We start from the raw sequence: 18,970 nt of genomic DNA on the forward strand, positions 1-18,970 counted from the left end.
ATGGCTTTAGGACACAACTTAAGAAAGAAAATTGCAGCATAAGGGCAATTTTTTTCCTTCCCTTAAAATCAAAACATTAAAAGCCAAAATGGGCAACAAATAAAAAACCGCCTCAAATTTTGTTTTGAGACGGCTTCTTTTCTATATAATTGATTTCTTATTTGATTAAGATAATGCAGCTTTAACCTGGTCAGCAGCTTCTTGAAATTGAACAGCTGATAAAATTGGCATACCTGAATTGTCAATTAATTCTTTTGCAATTTCAGCATTTGTTCCTTGCAAACGAACGATAATTGGCACTTTAATAGCATCACCCATATTTTTGTAAGCGTCAACAACTCCTTGCGCCACACGGTCGCAACGAACGATTCCACCAAAAATATTGATTAAAATTGCTTTTACGTTTGGATCTTTTAAGATAATACGGAAAGCAGTTTCAACACGTTTTGCATCAGCAGTTCCACCAACGTCAAGGAAGTTAGCAGGCTCAAAACCAGCATATTTAATTAAATCCATAGTTGCCATTGCAAGACCAGCTCCGTTTACCATACATCCTACAGTACCGTCAAGATCTACATAGTTCAAACCTACTTCTTTAGCTTCAACTTCGATTGGATTCTCCTCACGGATATCTCTCATTTCAGCATATTTAGGTTGTCTGTATAAAGCATTATCATCGATATTTACTTTAGCGTCAACAGCCATAATTTTGTTGTCAGATGTTTTCAAAACCGGGTTGATTTCAAACATAGACGCATCAGAACCAATGTAAGCATTGTATAATGAATCGATGAATTTAACCATTTCTTTAAAAGCATTTCCGGAAAGACCTAAGTTAAAGGCAATTCTTCTAGCCTGAAAACCTTGTAATCCAACAGTTGGATCAACTTCTTCAGTAAAGATTAAGTGTGGAGTGTGTTCAGCAACTTCTTCGATATCCATTCCACCTTCAGTAGAATACATGATCATGTTACGTCCTGTACCTCTATTCAATAAAACAGAAACATAAAATTCAGAAGTTTCGCTTTCACCAGGATAGTATACATCTTCAGCAACTAAAACTTTGTTTACTTTTTTACCTTCAGCAGAAGTTTGAGGTGTAATCAATTGCATTCCGATAATTTGTCCTGCAATTTCTTCAACTTGTTGAAGATTTTTAGCCAATTTAACTCCACCACCTTTTCCACGTCCACCTGCGTGAATTTGTGCTTTTATTACGTGCCATCCTGTACCAGTTTCGGCAGTTAATTGTTTTGCAGCAGCCACAGCTTCAACCGCATTATTAGCCACAATTCCGCGTTGAATGCGTACTCCGTAGCTAGCTAAAATTTCTTTTCCTTGATATTCGTGTATGTTCATAATATAGAATTTGTCTGGTTCTGAATTTATTTCAGAATAAAAGTGCGACAAAAGTAGCAAAATTCAACTTAATAGTAAAATCTTTTTCAATTAAAAATGAGTCAATTTCAGATTCCTTTATAATTATTTACGAAAGCAAATAAATCGTTAAACAAATGCTTTGTTAATGTTAACAGAAAAACACTATATCGTTTGATATTTAACAAAAATATCAGTGATTACAATACCTGACTGCCGATTTTTCCTAATATAATTTAAAACATATTGCCATTTTATCATTTAGCAATGGTTTAAATAAAATTATTATCATTTAAGAACCGTTTTTCTAATATTACAACAAAAATGTAAGCCAAATTACTATTTCAATACATTATATTTAACGAAATCTGTATTTTTGTAGAAAAAATATCAAGAATGAAAGTTAAAGAACAAGGGCTTTATTTGCCTGAATTTGAACACGACAATTGTGGTGCAGGATTTATTTGTAATTTGAATGGTATTAAATCTAACGATATTATTCACAAAGCATTGGATATCTTAATAAAATTGGAACATCGTGGTGCCGTTAGTTCTGATGGACGAACTGGAGACGGAGCCGGAATTTTGTTCGATATCCCACATGATTTTTTTAAAAAAGTATGTGATTTTGAAATCCCTGAAACACGTGAGTATGCAGTAGGAATGGTGTTTTTACCAAAAAGCAAAAACCAGGTTTCTTTTTGTATCAACACTTTTGAAGCAACTATTAAAGATCAGAACTTAAAAATCTTAGGTTGGAGAGATGTACCTGTTGAAGTGGAAAATTTAGGGCAGATTGCCGCAGAAAAAGAACCATCAGTTAAACAGGTTTTTGTTAGCAAAAACGGTCAGAATTTAACTGAACAAGAATTTAATGCAAAACTTTTTGCAGCTAGAAAAATTGCTGAACACGCTATTAGAGGCTCTAAAACCTCTGAAAGCCATATGTTTTATTTCTCTAGTTTATCGACAACTACCATAATATATAAAGGTCTATTGATGCCGGAAGACATCAGCCGTTATTATGTTGACTTAAAAGATCCAGATTTAGTGACTCGTTTGGCGTTAGTTCACCAACGTTTCTCTACCAATACTTTCCCTTCATGGGAATTAGCACAGCCATTTAGATACATGTGTCATAATGGTGAAATCAACACACTTCGCGGAAACGTTAGCCGTATGCGTGCTCGTGAAGAGCTTATGCAAAGCAAAGTTTTTGGCGATGATATCAAAAAATTATTCCCAATTATCTTAGAAGGAAAATCAGATTCTGCTTCTATGGATATGGTGGTTGAACTTTTATTAATGACGGGTCGTTCATTACCGGAAGCGATGATGATGGTAGTTCCTGAAGCTTGGGAAAAACACCAGACAATGTCTCCTGAGAAAAAAGCTTTTTACGAGTTTAACGCTTGTATCATGGAGCCTTGGGATGGTCCTGCTTCTATTCCGTTTACAGATGGAAATGTTATTGGTGCCTTATTAGATAGAAACGGTTTGCGTCCTTCTCGTTATACTTTAACAAAAAGCGGTTTCGTAATCATGTCATCAGAAATTGGTGTATTGGATATCGATCCGGAAGATGTTATTCAGCACGGTCGTTTGGAGCCAGGGAAAATGTTCCTGGTTGATATGAACGAAGGTCGTATTATTGAGGATGAAGAAGTAAAAAAAGCAATTGTAACGAAACGTCCTTATAAAGAATGGTTAGATGCTAATTTATTGCCTTTATCAAAAGTTCCTTACACAAATAATCCAACTCCGGTTGAGAAATTAGATTTCTTAACAAGACAAAAATTATTTGGTTATACTATTGAAGATTTAAAAACAATCATCAACCCAATGGGAGGCCAGGGAGCTGAAGCCATCAGTTCTATGGGTAACGATACGCCTTTGGCCGTATTGTCAGACCAGCCTCAATTGTTGTACAACTATTTCAAACAATTATTTGCTCAGGTTACCAATCCGCCTTTGGATGGTATTCGTGAGGAAATCATTACTGATATCAGCTTAGCTGTTGGTGGAGATTTCAATATTTTTGAAATTGAATCTAAACAATGTAAAAAATTAAAAATCCAGAATCCGGTTATCTCTAACGAGGATTTAGATAAAATCAGAAATATTGATCACGCAGATTTCAAATCGGCTACGATTTCTACTTTATATAAAATAGAAAAAGGAGTTAATGGTTTAGAGCGTGCTCTTGAAAAATGCGTTCAGGCCACTTACAAAGCAGTTTCTGAAGGATGCAACGTGATCATTTTATCAGATAGAGGCGTAAGCGAAGAATTAGCTCCAATTCCTATGTTATTGGCTTGTTCTTACATTCACCACTCTTTGAATATTTTACAGGTTCGTTCTAAATTCGGAATCATAATCGAATCTGCTGAACCACGTGAACCACATCATTTTGCTTTATTGTTTGGATACGGCGCTAGTGCAATCAATCCTTACATGGTAAACGAAATCATTCACGATCAGGTTAATCAGGGATTCATTAAAGGTGTAAAAGCAGATTATGCGATTGTAAACTACAACAAAGCGATTGCAAAAGGAATCGTTAAAATCATGAACAAAATTGGTATCTCTACTTTACATTCGTACAGAGCTGCTCAAATTTTCGAGATTTTAGGTTTAAACAAAACATTTACTTCTAAATATTTCCCTTACACACCTTCAAGAATCGAAGGAATTGGTTTGATGGAAGTAGAAAAAGAAGTAAAAAAACGTTTCCAAAAAGCATTTCCAAATTCAAAAGTAGCAAGTTTGCTTTCTTTAGAAATTGGAGGTATTTACAGATGGAGACGTGGTGGAGAAAAACACATGTTCAATCCAACCACAATTGCAAAATTACAACAGGCCGTTCGTTTAAACAGTCCTGAAAGTTATAAAGAATACTCTAATATGGTGAATGAGCAAAGCTCTAACTTAATGACTATTAGAGGAATGTTTGAATTCAACAATTTAGATCCGATTTCTATTGATGAAGTAGAGCCCTGGACAGAAATTGTAAAGAAATTCAAAACAGGTGCGATGTCTTACGGATCTATTAGTAGAGAAGCGCATGAGAATTTAGCGATTGCAATGAACAGAATTGGCGGAAAAAGTAATTCTGGAGAAGGTGGAGAAGATCCAAAACGTTTCCAGAAAGAAATTAACGGAGATTCTAGAAACAGTGCGATCAAACAAGTTGCTTCGGGACGTTTTGGTGTTTCGATCAACTATTTGACAAACGCTAGAGAAATTCAGATTAAAATGGCTCAAGGGGCAAAACCTGGTGAAGGTGGTCAGCTTCCTGGAGAAAAAGTGGTGCCCTGGATTGCTGAAACCAGAAATTCCACTCCTTATGTAGGTTTGATTTCACCTCCTCCTCACCACGATATTTATTCTATTGAGGATTTATCTCAATTAATTTACGATTTAAAAAATGCAAATCGTGAAGCGCGCATTAACGTAAAACTAGTTTCTGAAGTTGGAGTTGGAACTATTGCTGCCGGTGTTGCCAAAGCAAAAGCTGACGTTATCCTTATTTCAGGTTATGATGGAGGAACTGGTGCTGCACCATTAACTTCATTACAACACACTGGAATTCCGTGGGAACTTGGTTTAGCAGAAGCACAACAAACTTTGATCTTAAATGATTTAAGAAGCCGTGTGGTTTTAGAATGTGACGGACAATTGAAAACAGGCCGTGACGTAGCAATCGCTGCATTATTAGGAGCTGAAGAATTTGGTTTCGCTACTGCTCCGCTTGTTGCTTCAGGATGTATTATGATGAGAGCTTGTCACTTAAATACGTGTCCGGTTGGTATTGCAACGCAGGATCCTGAATTGAGAAAAAATTTCAAAGGAACTCCGGAGCACGTCATCAACTTTATGTATTTTATTGCTGAGGAATTAAGAGAGATCATGGCGCAATTAGGTTTCAGAACCTTAAAAGAAATGGTGGGCCAGTCACAAAAATTAAATGTGAACAAAGCGATCAAACATTACAAAGCCAATGGTTTAGATTTATCTTCTATTCTATACAAACCGGAAAAAGCGAAAACGGTTCCGAATCACAATACTACTGAGCAAGATCACCAACTTGAAAATGTATTGGATTTTGATATCATTAAAGAAGCAATTCCGTCTATCTATAGAAAAGAGAAAACAAGAGTTACATTTAAAATTAAAAATACAGACCGTTCTGTAGGTGCCATTTTGAGTAATGAAATCTCAAAAATATATGGCGCACAAGGTTTACCTGAAGACACTATTTTAGTTGATTTTGAAGGTTCTGCCGGACAAAGTTTTGGTGCTTTTGCAACAAATGGATTGTCGTTTAAAATTCACGGAAACTGTAATGATTATTTAGGAAAAGGACTTTCCGGAGGAAAATTGATTATCAAAGTACCTCCTACTGCAACCTTCAAACCTGAAGAAAACATCATTATTGGTAACGTTGCCCTTTACGGAGCTATTACCGGAGAGGCTTATATTAATGGAATGGCCGGAGAGCGTTTTTGTGTGAGAAATTCTGGAGCAACTGCGGTTGTTGAAGGAATTGGAGATCACGGATGCGAGTACATGACCGGTGGTACGGTGATTGTTTTAGGAAAAACAGGAAGAAACTTCGCAGCTGGTATGAGCGGTGGTGTTGCTTATGTTTATGATCCGGGTAAAAAATTCGACTCTACGTTATGTAACATGGAAATGGTTGCATTTGATCCAATGGAAGAAGAAGACGTTACCAAAATAAGACGATTGATCAAAAACCATTCATTGTACACCAACAGTCCATTAGCAAAAAGAATTTTAGCAGACTGGGAAAATGAACAGAAACATTTCGTAAAAGTAATGCCAACTGATTACAAAAAAGCATTACAGCGAATTGCAGAAGAGAAAAAAATAGAAGAATTAATAGCTTAATTAAATGATTTTAGATTTTAGAGTTCAGATTTTAGATTTGATTCACTTTACCTGAAAAGGATTGGAATTTGGAATTTAAAGATTGGAATTTAAAAAATATCATTTAGAATTTAATTAAAATGTCATGGGTAAAATAGGCGGATTTAAAGAATATAACAGAGCCGACGAAAGTAATTTAGCAGTTGTAGAACGTGTTTCGAACTACAACGAATTTACTATTCCGTTATCTGAAGAAAAGAAAAAAGAACAAGGTTCAAGATGTATGGATTGTGGTATTCCTTTTTGCCACAGTGCTTGTCCGTTAGGAAATTTAATTCCTGACTTCAACGACATGGTGCATCAGGAAGAATGGCAAGGTGCATTGGAGATTTTACAATCTACTAATAACTTTCCGGAATTTACAGGTCGCTTATGCCCTGCTCCATGTGAGAAATCATGTGTATTAGGTATCATCAAAGAACCGGTTGCTATCGAAAACATCGAGAAAAATATCATCGAAAGAGGTTTTGATGAAGGATGGATTAAACCACAGCCACCAAAAACAAGAACCGGAAAAACGGTTGCCGTTATTGGTTCAGGTCCTGCTGGTTTGGCTGCTGCTCAACAATTAAACAGAGCGGGTCATACTGTAACTGTTTTTGAAAGAGACAATGCTATTGGAGGTTTATTGCGTTACGGAATTCCGAATTTCAAACTTGAAAAAGGAATTATCGACAGACGTGTATTAATCCTTGAAGCTGAAGGAATCACTTTTAAAACAAATGTAAATGTTGGTGTTAACTTTAGCGTTGAAGAACTAAATGCTTTTGATTCTATCGTATTATGCGGTGGAGCAACTGAAAGAAGAAGTTTACCAACTAAAGGAATTGAAAGCAAAGGCGTTGTTCAGGCAATGGATTTCTTAACGCAACAAACTAAAGTTTTATACGGAGAATCAATTCCAGATCAAATTAAAGCAACAGGAAAAGACGTAATCGTAATTGGTGGTGGAGATACAGGTTCAGATTGTATCGGAACATCAAACAGACACGGCGCTAAATCAGTAACTAACTTTGAGATTTTACCAAAACCTCCGGTTGGAAGAAGCGAATCAACACCTTGGCCTTTCTGGCCTTTGCAGTTGAAAACGTCCTCTTCTCACGAAGAAGGCTGCGACAGAAACTGGTTAATCAATACTAAAGAATTTATTTCTAACGAAAAAGGTGAATTAACAGGATTAAAAACGGTTGAAGTGCAGTGGAAAATGACTCCGGGTCATCGTCCTGAATTAATCGAAAAAGAAGGCTCTGAGAAAATCTGGCCTTGCGATTTAGCTTTATTGGCTTTAGGATTTACAGGTCCGGAGAAAACTTTAAGCGAGCAATTAGGTCTTGAAGTTGATATGAGAAGCAACTATAAAGCAAAAAATTATCAAACGAACGTACCGCACATTTTCACCGCTGGTGATATGAGAAGAGGACAATCGTTAATTGTATGGGCTATTTCAGAAGGTCGCGAAGCAGCAAGAGAAGTAGATTTGTTCTTAATGGGCTCTACCAACTTGCCAACCAAAGGAAACGGAGACTTACCAAGTCTTTAATTTTAAGGTTCTGAGTTGCTAAGGTACTGAGGAACTAAGGTTTTCTTTCTATCCTACATCTTGAGAACTTAAAGATTAAAAATTATTAAGTCTTTATTCCGATAAACAACACACAGCAAAAAGCCTTGACTAACGTCAGGGCTTTTTTAGGTTCAAAGAGGCAAAGACTCAAAAGGGACAAAGGTAAACCCTAAAGTTTTTAATATAGCCCACGGTTTCAACCATGGGAGACGAATCGTGATAATGTATTGTGCTTACATTGCGCTCCCACGGTTGAAACCGTGGGCTATGTTTCTTGATTGGCAACAATCGACAAAGTAATTAAACGGATGAATAGTAAAATCTCAAGAATAAAGATTAGTGGAAGTTCGTGAAAGTTCGTGTAATTTGTGGCGAAAAAAATCTGTGCTAATCTTTTAATCTGTGGCAAAAACTTAGTATCTTAGAGTCTTAGTCCCTTAGAAACTATTTGGATTTTTACAAAAATCCAAAATAACCGACTTTTTGTTTAAAAACAAACAATTTGTTACAATTTGTTATTTTTCTACAATTAATTTGTCGTTCGTCAAAAGTGTAATAACTTTGCCCAAAATAGTTTATAAAAATGCAAGCAAAAGATTTACTGCAGTTAGCAGACCAATTTGGAAGTCCATTATATGTTTATGATGCCGAAAAAATCCAATCACAGTACAACAGATTAACCAAAGCTTTCTCTAAGGTAGAAAACTTAAGAGTTAATTATGCCATGAAGGCATTGTCTAACGTTGCGATACTTCAGTTATTAAAGAACATGGGGTCTGGGTTAGATACTGTATCAATTCAAGAAGTTTTGTTAGGACTTCATGCTGGCTATGAACCTGAAAAAATCTTTTTTACGCCAAACGGAGTTTCTTTGGAAGAAATCGAAGAAGTTGCCGCGATGGGCGTTCAAATCAATATTGATAACTTATCTATCCTGGAGCAATTCGGGACAAAATATCCTCAAATTCCGGTATGCATCCGTATCAATCCGCACGTAATGGCGGGTGGAAACGCTAATATTTCTGTGGGACATATCGATAGTAAATTCGGAATCTCGGTACATCAAATACCGCACATTTTAAGAATTGTTGAGAACACAAAAATGAGTATCGTTGGAATTCACATGCACACAGGATCTGATATCCTTGATATCGAAGTATTCTTGTATGCGGCTGAAATCTTGTTTGATACTGCAAAACACTTCAAAAATTTAGAATTTTTAGATTTCGGAAGCGGATTCAAAGTACCTTACAAAAAAGACGATATCGAAACAGATATTGAAGAATTAGGTAAAAAATTATCCAAAAGATTTAATGCTTTCTGTTCAGAATACGGCAAAGATTTAACGTTGATTTTCGAACCAGGAAAATTTTTGGTGAGCGAAGCAGGTTTCTTCTTAGCAAAAGTAAACGTAGTAAAACAAACAACCTCAACAGTTTTTGCCGGAGTTGATAGTGGTTTCAACCACTTAATCCGTCCAATGTTTTACGGTTCACAACACTATATCGAAAACATCTCAAACCCAAAAGGAAAAGAGCGTTTTTACTCTGTTGTAGGATACATTTGCGAAACAGATACGTTTGCCAACAACCGCAAAATATCGGAAATTACTGAAGGTGATATCTTAGCTTTTAGAAACGCCGGAGCATACTGTTTCTCCATGTCTTCGAACTACAATTCAAGATACAAACCAGCTGAAGTTTTATGGAAAGACGGTCAGGGTATCTTAATTCGCCAACACGAAACATTCGAAGATTTACTTAAAAATCAAATTCCGTTGCCACAAGAAATTGCTGCAACAGTTTAAAATAAAAAAAAGAGAATATCAATTGTTGAAAATCCCGTTTCTTATGAAGCGGGATTTTTTTTGTTATTTTTTTATTATAGCAAAAATCTAGAAAATCTATTGAACTTTTCTAAAAAAAAACAATTCAAAAAGACTACAAAAAATGATTTACATAATTGTTTCTTTTGTTGCAAAATCAATCTGTTTTTTCCATAATTTAGTTTTTAAATTGTCAGAAAAAACACAAGTCAACTTCATACAGCTAATTATTATACAGATTTTTGACTTTATTTTTTTGAATAAAGTCAAAATCTTAAAAACTTAAATATGAAATATAAACAATTAGGAAATTCCGGCTTAATTGTATCTGAGCTTTGCCTTGGAACAATGACGTTTGGACAAGGAGAGCATTTTGGATTTCAATCCACAATAGACGAAAAAAAAGCATCCCAACTAGTAGATAATGCTATTGATAATGGCATTAACTTTTTTGATACCGCAGACGGCTATGGAAATGGACAAAGTGAAATTATTCTTGGAAAGGTTTTGAACAAAAAACGAAAAGATGTTTTAATTACAACTAAGTTATCTTTTAGAACAGGAGAACAGGCTTTTAATGCCGGTGTAAATTCTAAACATATTATTGAACAATGTCACAATAGTCTAAAAAATTTGCAAACTGATTACATTGATGTTTTGTTACTCCATAATGATGATCCCATTACACCAATTGATGAGACTTTGAAAGCTTTAGAAAACTTAGTCCAGCAAGGCAAAGTTCGGTATATCGGATTTTCTAATTATCAAGCCTGGAAAGCAGCTGCCATGACACAGCGACAAAAAGATCAAAATTACAGTCCTTTTGTAGCATCACAAATGCATTATTCTATTTTAAACAGAGAAGTTGAACGTGAAATAATCCCTATGAGTTTGCATTATGGAATAGGAATGATGGTTTGGTCTCCCTTAAGCAGTGGCTTTTTGACAGGAAAATATACAAGAGACAATCCAACTCCTAAAGACAGCCGACTAAACAACTTTGACCTTGGACTTTTTGATAGAGAACTTGGATATACTGTTATTGACAAATTAACCGAAATTGCAAAACGCCACAATACCACTATTACAGCAATTTCTTTAAGCTGGCTACTAACAAAAAAAGTCGTTTCCTCTGTTATTATTGGTGTTAGCAAAACCGAGCAACTAAAAGAGAATCTAGCCTGTCAGGAAATTCAACTAAGCGAAAAAGAGATCAATGAAATTGACGAATTAACAAAAGTAGAACCAAAATATCCTGCAACATTTATTAATCTTCAAGATCCTATTTTATTGAATGCGAAAACAAAATAAAGAAGTATGGTAGATTTTGAGACTTACTAAACTCAATAACCTGAAACTTTTAAACCTGAAACTTAATAATTATTTTGTCTCTCCGTTGCCACAAGAAATTGCCGCAACAGTTTAAAATAAAAAAAAAGAGAATATCAATTATTGAAAATCCCGTTTCTTATGAAGCGGGATTTTTTTTGTTTCACGCAGATTCAGCAGATTTCGCAGATTTTATTCCATACAATCTTGTCATGCTTAGCGAAGTCGAAGTCCACGCAAAGTTTCATTTCGAAGTCAAAGCTCACGCAAAGTAACCACCCAGTATTATCATTTCGACGTAAGGAGAAATCACATAAAGCTGGCACGAACTGTTGCGGAATACTGGATGTGATTTCTCCTTACGTCGAAATGACAAGATTGTGAATAATTGGAATTTGAAATTTAAAAAATTGGAGTTTAGTTTTCTTTTGGGCGTCTCCCGCCGAAAAAGGCGGGCCGGGCTTTCGGCTATATCTTTTGCTCCGTTCCACTTCACAAAAGGCTCTATCCCTGACGCGGTTTGGTTTTTCATAAGGAAATAAAAATACATTTTAACATTTGTAAGTATTAATTTAATATTTTAGCTAGCATGAAATTTGATTTTAACGGCCTGCATAAAAGCTAAGAAAGCATAATTCAACAACCATGATAAAAAATCTTATTCTACTTTTTTTCCTTTTTTTTAATGCAATATGCTTTGGGCAAGAATATCCTGAAAAAGAAAAAAAATACGATCTGGATATATTCGAATTTTTAATGAATACAACCGAAAAAGATTCTGTTTCGTACGAGAATTTTCTAATTAATACAAAACCATTTTCAAAATGGGACATCAGACCCTTAAAAAGAGAAAAGGTCTGGGCTTTAGATACTATTCATTTGGCTAGTGAAGTTCCAAATTTCATTTTTGGTGCATTTTCAAAGAAATATGGGGTGTCACAAAAAGATGCAATGAATATGCCTAATCAATTTTTAGAAAAAGGACGAAATCAAAAAAATATTTTAGAAAATTATTTAAATGAAAATTTGAAAAAATTTGATAATCTCTCTAAACTTATTTCTAAAAATCCTGCTGATTTTTTTTTAATTCAGGATAAACTCCAAAGAGTCGGTAATTTATTTAAAGAAAATGGAACTTTCTGGAAATATACTTTACCCGAAGATTCTCCTTTTCCAATATCTAATGCAATAAATACCAATACAAAAGATCATTTTACTAAGGAACAAATCAAGACTTTAGAGCTACTTTTAGAATTGAAAATTTATTCAGCTTTTAAAACCAAAAACGGTATTTTTTATTTAGTTGATGGTTTCACAGATAATTCTTATGGTTTTTATTTTAATTCGGAAGGAAAAATAGAAACAGACAATTTTCTTTTTGAAGTTATGAAATATGAAAAAATTACTGAGAATTACTTTTATTATATAGCAAACTAATTCCCTTAAACACTGAAAATTAAAAAACTTTACGGTACGAAAGAGGCTATACACTTCTAAAAAAATAAACTTCTAATCTAGCCCCGATGGAAGCGGTATCCTTTTGTGTCCGCCGCGGCGGACATAAAAGATTTAGCGGACAGCGGGACGGGTCGTTCTTTTGAAAATGAAAACTGCTGCTACTAAAAATTCATCACAACATTTTAAAATAAAAACCTATTTTAGCTTGGTAAACTTCAAATTTAAATCAAAAACTACCACAGGTTGTCAATAACAACTATAAGTAGCACAATAACAACTATTGGTAGCTGACTTTATTTGCAAACAGGTTATGAGACACTATAGCTTTGCAGTATCAAATAAAAAATATAATTATGATGCTAAATTCAAAATCAGTAGGCAATAAAATTGCTACAGCCAGAAAGAAAATTAACCTTTCACAAGCAGACCTTGCACAACAAGTGTCAATTAGTTCTCAAGCAGTTGGTAAATGGGAAAGAGGTGAGTCAATGCCTGATATTTCTACATTAAACCGACTTGCCGAAATTCTTGGTGTGGACTTAAATTATTTTTCAGAAACATTCAAATCTAATGTCCCTGAAAACCAAGTTGAAACGACCAAAAAACAATCTATAGAGATTTCATCAACAAAACCTAAGACTAATTCAGGTTTAAGTTGGAATATGTCATCAGGAAACTGGGTTGACGCTGACTTTTCGGGGCTAAACCTAAAAGACAAATTCAGTACTTCAAATATGAAGAACTGTAAATTAGTTGATTCCGATTTGTCGAACTTAACACTTAAATCCAATAATATTGTAGGTTGTGATTTTTCTAATTCGGATTTGAGAAATAGTAAAATTCAGACTTCTGACTTACAAAACAATCAGTTTGTTGAATGTTTACTCATAGACACGGAATTTTCGTCCAGTGAAATTAAAAACTGTAATTTTTCAAAGGCGAATTTTTCAGGAGTTGAATTAAAGACATCAGAATTTAGAAATTGTATAATAGAAAATGCAGTTTGGAACCTATCGACATTTAAATTGTCGCAAATTTCTGATGTGGTTTTTAATGGTACAATAGAAGAATGTTCTTTTGAAAACTGTACTTTTTCAAAAGTGACTTTTAAGAATGCAACCCTTACCAATACTTTTTTTAAAGGCAATAAGTTAAAAGGCATTCAATTTATTGACTGCCAAGCTGACCGAATGACTTATGAATTCCTTAAAAATGGAAAAGCTAATTTAACGGGACTAACTTTATTAACATAGTGCCTACAAAACATGGAAGAAATAAAAAACTATTTTAACTTAGCAAATTAAATCCCAAAACCAATGAAAATTGCGATTCCCCTGTCGGCATTATTCCTGTTACTTACTACTACCCTATTCAGCCAGACTATTGCTGATTTAAAGCTAAAACCCAAAGAAATTCCTAAAAGCTATTTCTTAAGCGACGGTCAGATTTGTGTTACGAATCAAGCTTGTAATTTCTATACTGATATTGCTACTTACAGCAATATTGTTGGAGTTGTAAAAAGCAAAGAGATTCAAAGTTTCAAGAGTAAAGCAGACAGCGGTTCTATCATGTACATTGAATTTGAAAACAGATTTAAAGGTGATAAGTTTCTGCAAGGATTGTTATGGGGAAAAGACGGTGAGCCAACAGATGAACATCCGGAAGAGTATCTTGCAAAAGGAAAATTTCTGATCATCTGGAGTTTTCATCCGGATAGTACGATTAAAGAAAAATCGGAGGCTAAAATTGATGCGATTTTGCAGTAAAATAATCTCTCAAGTAAAAATGAAAATAAAAATCTTATTATTGTTAATGGCGTTTTGCTTTCTAAACTGTAAAAATTCAGATAAAGTTGAAAGAGAAAATCAACCTGATATTTATGGTGTTCAAGAGACTGACAAAGAAATGAATGAAGCAATGAAAAAAGCAAATCAAACATTAGCTGATTTCAATTCTGCTTTAATCAACCCAAAAATTGAGGTTAAAGCATTGAAAGTCAAATTTGAAAATGAGACTGATATTGAACATATTTGGATAAGTGATGTTAAGTTGAAAGATGGTAAATATTCAGGAATTTTAGACAATGCACCAGAATATATTAAAGATCATAAAATTGGAGACACAATTAATGTTGACAATAAAGATATTAGCGATTGGATGTATATTGAAAATGGAAAGTTATTTGGTGGTTACACTATAAAAGTATTGCGTAACCAAATGTCTGACAGCGAAAGAGAACAATTTGATGCTGAAAGCGGAATGCAAATAGATTAAAAAATAATAAAATCTAAAAAAAATAAATTTTGGAAATCCTTTCTTTTCTCAGTGATTCATTTTGGGATCTTTTTCTTGTCGTTATGGGTTTTCTAGCTATGGTTCTGGGAATTGACACTTATAAAAAAGAAAAAAAACTTCAGGAAATCGGTGTTAAAACTATTGCAAAAGTTGTCTATTTTAGTGATGAAGAAACTTCAGATGGTGTAAAAGTTACTGTGCCTGTTTTCGAATTTAATGACAGTTTCAACAATAAAATTCGTGTAAAAGGGGTTAGTAATTCTATTTGTAAAATTAATGAGACTACGATTGTTTACTATGATCCTAAAAATCCTGAAACTGAATTCTACTTTGCAAAAAAAGATTTTTTAGTAAAATATCTTTTCTTTTTATTCGGTTTATTTTTTCTGATTTTAGGTTTTGTATATTTATATAAGCATTTCATCGCATTCAATTCTAAATAAAAGAACTTTATAAAACATCCTAATGAAACCACAAATCCGAATCCTAATCTACTCCATATTATTCTTTTTATACCTTTCCTCAACGCCACTTTTATTAACGTTGGGTGAAAAATTAAAAACGGATCCTTTTATCACTTTAGGCTGTGGTTTTGCTTTATTAAATATTGTTTATGCTTTCTTCGCCTTAAAATGGACTGTCTTACTAAATCTAATCTGTGCTTTTGCCATTGCAGCTTTAGCCTTATTTTTAGCTTTGAAGTTTACCAATTTACATCTGTTTCTAAGTTACGATCCTTATCAGGTTAAAACCGCGATATTGGCTAATGCTGTTTTCTCCGTTATATTTTGGGAAATTGTTTATCAGGTAAAAATCAGAAAAAATACGACACGTTAGACGCACTGCTGTGCGCCTCTACGATTCTTATGAAAAATAAACCTCTAATCTAGCCCCGATGGGAGCGATATCCTTTTGTGTCCGCTGCGGACACAAAAGATTTAGCGGACAGCGGGACCGGACGGTTTTTTGAAAACGAAAACTTCTGCTCCTAACTAATTAAAAATCAAGAATTAGCAATACACCTCCTTTTATCTGTTTAATTTAAAATTCGTAAATTTATTATCCGACTATTTTTTAATAGTGAAAATAAGTTCTAATTTTTAAATTGAATAGTATGAAAACTAAAAAAATATGGGCCAATTTAGCCGTAGAGGATTTGGCACGAACTACCAAATTCTATAGCGAATTGGGTTTTAAACCAAACGGTACCAATACAGAGCTGACCAGTTTTTGTTTTGGAGATGATGATTTTATAATTCACTTTTTCACAAAAGACCGATTTAAGTGGGCTGTCAACGACGAAGTTGCCGATTTACAAAAGGGTAATGAAATAATATTTTCGCTTTCGGCTGAAAGTGTAGATGAAGTTCATCAACGGCTTTTGGCGGTTAAAAATGCTGGTGGGAAAGTTTTTGCTGAACCTCAAAGTTTTGAGAAGGGTTATTTCTTTGGATTCTCAGATCCGGACGGGCATAAATTTAATGTATTATACTGGCCTACATAATCCTATTCTAAAAAAATTATCATAAAAAATCACAAAAATATTTTGCGCAACCAAAAAGTTGCTTATATTTGCAACTGATTAGTTGCGTATTTAAATAATTCAAAATGAACAGAGATATTTTTCAGGCTATTGCCGATCCGACCCGAAGAGCAATTTTAGTATTGGTTGCCACAAATGCTTTAACACCAAATGCCATTGCAGAGCAATTTAATACGACGAGACAAGCCGTTTCTAAACACATTAAAATTCTCAATGAATGCGAATTATTAGCCGAGAAGAAAGTCGGAAGAGAAATCTATTACCAGCTAAAAATTGACAAAATGAAAGAAATTGACAAATGGTTAGAACAGTTTAAGGAAATTTGGGAAAGCCGTTTTAGTCAGTTAGATCAAGTATTAATAAATTTAAAATCTAAAGAAAATGAAATCTAATCTATTGATGAATTTTACCGTAGACAAAGAAAACAGCACGGTAAACGTAAAAAGAGAATTTAACGCTCCACTTGCTGATGTCTGGTCGGCCTGGACACAACCGGAAATATTAGACCAATGGTGGGCGCCATCGCCATGGAAAGCCAGAACAAAAAGTATGGATTTCAAAGAAGGCGGCCGAAGACTGTACGCCATGGTTGGCCCTCAGGGCGAAGAGCATTGGGCTATTGCCGATTTTACTTCAATAACGCCAAAATCTAACTTTAAATATCAGGATGCTTTTAGCGACAGTGAAGGAAACTTAAACAAAGATTTTCCGCGTTCTGACTGGAATGTGAATTTCTCTGAACAAGGAACTTCTACCATTGTTGATATTGCAATTAAACATAAAAACCTTTCTGATTTGGAAAAAATCATAGAAATGGGTTTCAAAGAAGGTTTCACTATTGCTATGGAAGGTTTGGATGAAATTTTTGCTTCAAGAGGGAAATAAAATCAAATAACAAATACAAAAATCATAAAAGCGAAGTATTCTCTGCATTGGGAGTACTTCGCTTTTTAAATACAGATTTCTTATCTTTATTTTTTTTAACAAAATGGAAAATAAACATACTACAGAACCAGATAATACAGCTGTAAGAACCGCTTTATGGCGAGCATTGCATCTTGAAGTTGATGCAAAACCGTTTATTCTTGAAGACGAGATAGGATTAAAATTGATTGCTCCGAAGGACGGCTGGCAAAACCGTCCTGATATGCATCCGGAATTTACAAAACGTCTTCGTGCTTCTATGGTAGCTCGTTCTCGTTTTATTGAGGATTTGATTATCGAAGAAAGCTCAAAAGGTATTAGTCAATATGTTATTCTCGGAGCCGGACTTGATACTTTTGCCCAACGCAGACCAGACATAGCTTCTAAACTTCAAATATTTGAAATTGATCAGCCTGGTACACAAAGCTGGAAACAAAAACGCTTAATCGAACTTGGTTTTGATATTCCGGACAGGTTGCATTTTGTTTCTGTTAATTTTGAAATTTCATCCTGGTGGGAACAATTATTAAAATCAGGATTTGATACCAGAAAACCTGCAGTTGTGGCTTGTACAGGTGTTACCTTGTATCTCACAAAAGGTGCAATTAGTGATACTTTAAAACAACTTGCTACACTTGCATCGGGTTCAAAAATTGCTATGACATTCTATTTACCAATGGAATTATTAGAGGAAGAAGATAAGCCACTACAACAAATAGCTAATAAAGGTGCCCGTGAAGCCGGAACCCCATTTATTAGTTTCTTTTCTCCAAATGAAATTTTAGATTTAGCCAATAGCGCAGGTTTTAAGGAATCGGAAATAATAACAACAAAAGACATGGAAAAGCTTTATTTCAAGGAAAGAAATGACCGTCTTTTGCCGTCAAGCGGAGAAATATTCTTACTAGCAACAACATAAAAATGTTTTTTTTACAATGATAATCTCAGAAGAAAATAAACTAGACAATCCGGTTTGGTATTCATTATCAGAAAACCATCAGGAATTTGCTATTGATTATGAAAATTCTAAGTTCTATAATCCTTACTATTGTCCGTTTGGAAGTTTTACCCATTTGGAAAATACTGCTATTGCAACCAAAGAATATTCAGCCTTAATCGATAATTTCTTTATTGTTGGTGAAAAGCCTGAAATAGCCGATACTTTAAAAATTGCAAAAGAATTGGTTTGTCTTCAAATGGTTATTCACGAAAAAATTCAACTTCCAATAGAATCCGAAATCGTCAAATTGACTGCAGGGCATAATGAAATTTTATGTGATTTGGTTAATTTGGTGCAGCCTGGTTATTTCAAAAATAAAACGATATTGCTTGGAGATTATTACGGCATTTTTAAAGACAATCAATTAGTCGCCATTACCGGTGAGCGCATGAAAATGAATTCTTTTACCGAACTAAGCGCGATAATTACACATCCTGATCATACCGGAAAAGGTTATGCAAAACAACTCATTACGCATATTGTAAATACCATTTTTGATCAGGGAAAAATTCCGTTTTTGCATGTTACCGAGTATAATACCGGGGCTATTGCATTGTACGAGAAACTGGGATTTAGTACCAGACGAAATATAAGTTTCTGGAATATCACTAAATAAATTGTATAACCCCATATTGCAGGCAATGAAATAGAATTAAAAAATATTTTTATCTTTGCAACCACAAACCAATTAGAAAATTCTATGTGAAA

The 18,970-nt window shown here is 34.3% G+C and carries 16 protein-coding genes; 15 read left to right on the forward strand and 1 reads right to left on the reverse strand.

Translation table 11 applies throughout. The features are described 5' to 3' along the window. Positions 1–165: 165 nt before the first annotated feature. Positions 166–1,359 (reverse strand): ADP-forming succinate--CoA ligase subunit beta, encoded by a 1,194-nt coding sequence (sucC, locus tag ASC72_RS11620; RefSeq protein ID WP_056190930.1) that lies wholly within the window; start codon positions 1,357–1,359, stop codon positions 166–168. Positions 1,360–1,773: 414 nt separating this feature from the next. On the opposite strand from sucC, the gene gltB reads away from it, so the two are divergent. The 15 genes from gltB to ASC72_RS11700 all read left to right on the forward strand — a co-directional run bounded on the left by gltB (position 1,774) and on the right by ASC72_RS11700 (position 18,878). Continuing rightward, positions 1,774–6,288 (forward strand): glutamate synthase large subunit, encoded by a 4,515-nt coding sequence (gene gltB / locus ASC72_RS11625; protein ID WP_056190884.1) that lies wholly within the window; start codon positions 1,774–1,776, stop codon positions 6,286–6,288. Positions 6,289–6,412: 124 nt separating this feature from the next. Next, the gene (locus tag ASC72_RS11630) at positions 6,413–7,867 is read left to right on the forward strand and encodes a glutamate synthase subunit beta (RefSeq protein ID WP_056190886.1); all 1,455 of its coding nucleotides are present in this window, start codon (positions 6,413–6,415) and stop codon (positions 7,865–7,867) included. Between the two features lie 604 nt (positions 7,868–8,471). Beyond that, complete coding sequence (gene lysA / locus ASC72_RS11635) at positions 8,472–9,695, forward strand: diaminopimelate decarboxylase (RefSeq protein ID WP_056190888.1); 1,224 nt, start codon at positions 8,472–8,474, stop codon at positions 9,693–9,695. Positions 9,696–10,001: 306 nt separating this feature from the next. Beyond that, complete coding sequence (locus ASC72_RS11640) at positions 10,002–11,024, forward strand: aldo/keto reductase (RefSeq protein ID WP_056190890.1); 1,023 nt, start codon at positions 10,002–10,004, stop codon at positions 11,022–11,024. A 663-nt stretch (positions 11,025–11,687) separates the two neighbouring features. Then, entirely contained in the window at positions 11,688–12,479 is a 792-nt protein-coding gene (locus tag ASC72_RS11650) for a hypothetical protein (protein WP_056190894.1), read from the forward strand. Between the two features lie 374 nt (positions 12,480–12,853). Further along, positions 12,854–13,753, forward strand: a complete 900-nt coding sequence (locus ASC72_RS11655; protein WP_241775685.1) for a pentapeptide repeat-containing protein — start codon at positions 12,854–12,856, stop codon at positions 13,751–13,753. A 63-nt stretch (positions 13,754–13,816) separates the two neighbouring features. Further along, the gene (locus ASC72_RS11660; protein WP_056190896.1) at positions 13,817–14,266 is read left to right on the forward strand and encodes a hypothetical protein; all 450 of its coding nucleotides are present in this window, start codon (positions 13,817–13,819) and stop codon (positions 14,264–14,266) included. A gap of 19 nt (positions 14,267–14,285) precedes the next feature. After that, entirely contained in the window at positions 14,286–14,774 is a 489-nt protein-coding gene (locus ASC72_RS11665; RefSeq protein WP_056190899.1) for a YegJ family protein, read from the forward strand. Between the two features lie 29 nt (positions 14,775–14,803). Beyond that, positions 14,804–15,238, forward strand: a complete 435-nt coding sequence (locus ASC72_RS11670) for a DUF3592 domain-containing protein (protein ID WP_131725809.1) — start codon at positions 14,804–14,806, stop codon at positions 15,236–15,238. 22 nt (positions 15,239–15,260) lie between these two features. After that, a complete protein-coding gene (locus ASC72_RS11675; RefSeq protein ID WP_056190903.1) occupies positions 15,261–15,632 on the forward strand; it encodes a hypothetical protein in 372 nt (123 codons plus the stop codon). A gap of 277 nt (positions 15,633–15,909) precedes the next feature. After that, the gene (locus tag ASC72_RS11680; protein ID WP_056190905.1) at positions 15,910–16,299 is read left to right on the forward strand and encodes a VOC family protein; all 390 of its coding nucleotides are present in this window, start codon (positions 15,910–15,912) and stop codon (positions 16,297–16,299) included. Between the two features lie 104 nt (positions 16,300–16,403). Beyond that, entirely contained in the window at positions 16,404–16,730 is a 327-nt protein-coding gene (locus ASC72_RS11685; RefSeq protein WP_056190907.1) for a helix-turn-helix transcriptional regulator, read from the forward strand. Then, positions 16,720–17,223: an SRPBCC domain-containing protein gene (locus tag ASC72_RS11690; RefSeq protein ID WP_056190909.1), complete on the forward strand. Its 504-nt coding sequence runs from the start codon at positions 16,720–16,722 to the stop codon at positions 17,221–17,223. The genes ASC72_RS11685 and ASC72_RS11690 overlap by 11 nt, the downstream gene beginning before the upstream one ends. A 103-nt stretch (positions 17,224–17,326) precedes the next feature. Then, complete coding sequence (locus tag ASC72_RS11695) at positions 17,327–18,181, forward strand: class I SAM-dependent methyltransferase (protein WP_056190911.1); 855 nt, start codon at positions 17,327–17,329, stop codon at positions 18,179–18,181. A 16-nt stretch (positions 18,182–18,197) separates the two neighbouring features. After that, on the forward strand, positions 18,198–18,878 hold the full coding sequence (locus tag ASC72_RS11700; protein ID WP_056190913.1) for a GNAT family N-acetyltransferase: 681 nt from the start codon (positions 18,198–18,200) through the stop codon (positions 18,876–18,878). Positions 18,879–18,970 lie beyond the last annotated feature (92 nt).

The sequence above is a fragment of the Flavobacterium sp. Root420 genome, from assembly GCF_001427905.1.
Taxonomy (GTDB): Bacteria; Bacteroidota; Bacteroidia; order Flavobacteriales; family Flavobacteriaceae; genus Flavobacterium.

Excerpts from the sequence above, each read along its gene's own strand:
- sucC (WP_056190930.1), bottom strand. The coding sequence starts at position 1,359 with ATGAACATACACGAATATCAAGGAAAAGAAATTTTAGCTAGCTACGGA.
- gltB (WP_056190884.1), top strand. The coding sequence starts at position 1,774 with ATGAAAGTTAAAGAACAAGGGCTTTATTTGCCTGAATTTGAACACGAC.
- ASC72_RS11630 (WP_056190886.1), top strand. The coding sequence starts at position 6,413 with ATGGGTAAAATAGGCGGATTTAAAGAATATAACAGAGCCGACGAAAGT.
- lysA (WP_056190888.1), top strand. The coding sequence starts at position 8,472 with ATGCAAGCAAAAGATTTACTGCAGTTAGCAGACCAATTTGGAAGTCCA.
- ASC72_RS11640 (WP_056190890.1), top strand. The coding sequence starts at position 10,002 with ATGAAATATAAACAATTAGGAAATTCCGGCTTAATTGTATCTGAGCTT.
- ASC72_RS11650 (WP_056190894.1), top strand. The coding sequence starts at position 11,688 with ATGATAAAAAATCTTATTCTACTTTTTTTCCTTTTTTTTAATGCAATA.
- ASC72_RS11655 (WP_241775685.1), top strand. The coding sequence starts at position 12,854 with ATGATGCTAAATTCAAAATCAGTAGGCAATAAAATTGCTACAGCCAGA.
- ASC72_RS11660 (WP_056190896.1), top strand. The coding sequence starts at position 13,817 with ATGAAAATTGCGATTCCCCTGTCGGCATTATTCCTGTTACTTACTACT.
- ASC72_RS11665 (WP_056190899.1), top strand. The coding sequence starts at position 14,286 with ATGAAAATAAAAATCTTATTATTGTTAATGGCGTTTTGCTTTCTAAAC.
- ASC72_RS11675 (WP_056190903.1), top strand. The coding sequence starts at position 15,261 with ATGAAACCACAAATCCGAATCCTAATCTACTCCATATTATTCTTTTTA.
- ASC72_RS11680 (WP_056190905.1), top strand. The coding sequence starts at position 15,910 with ATGAAAACTAAAAAAATATGGGCCAATTTAGCCGTAGAGGATTTGGCA.
- ASC72_RS11685 (WP_056190907.1), top strand. The coding sequence starts at position 16,404 with ATGAACAGAGATATTTTTCAGGCTATTGCCGATCCGACCCGAAGAGCA.
- ASC72_RS11690 (WP_056190909.1), top strand. The coding sequence starts at position 16,720 with ATGAAATCTAATCTATTGATGAATTTTACCGTAGACAAAGAAAACAGC.
- ASC72_RS11695 (WP_056190911.1), top strand. The coding sequence starts at position 17,327 with ATGGAAAATAAACATACTACAGAACCAGATAATACAGCTGTAAGAACC.
- ASC72_RS11700 (WP_056190913.1), top strand. The coding sequence starts at position 18,198 with ATGATAATCTCAGAAGAAAATAAACTAGACAATCCGGTTTGGTATTCA.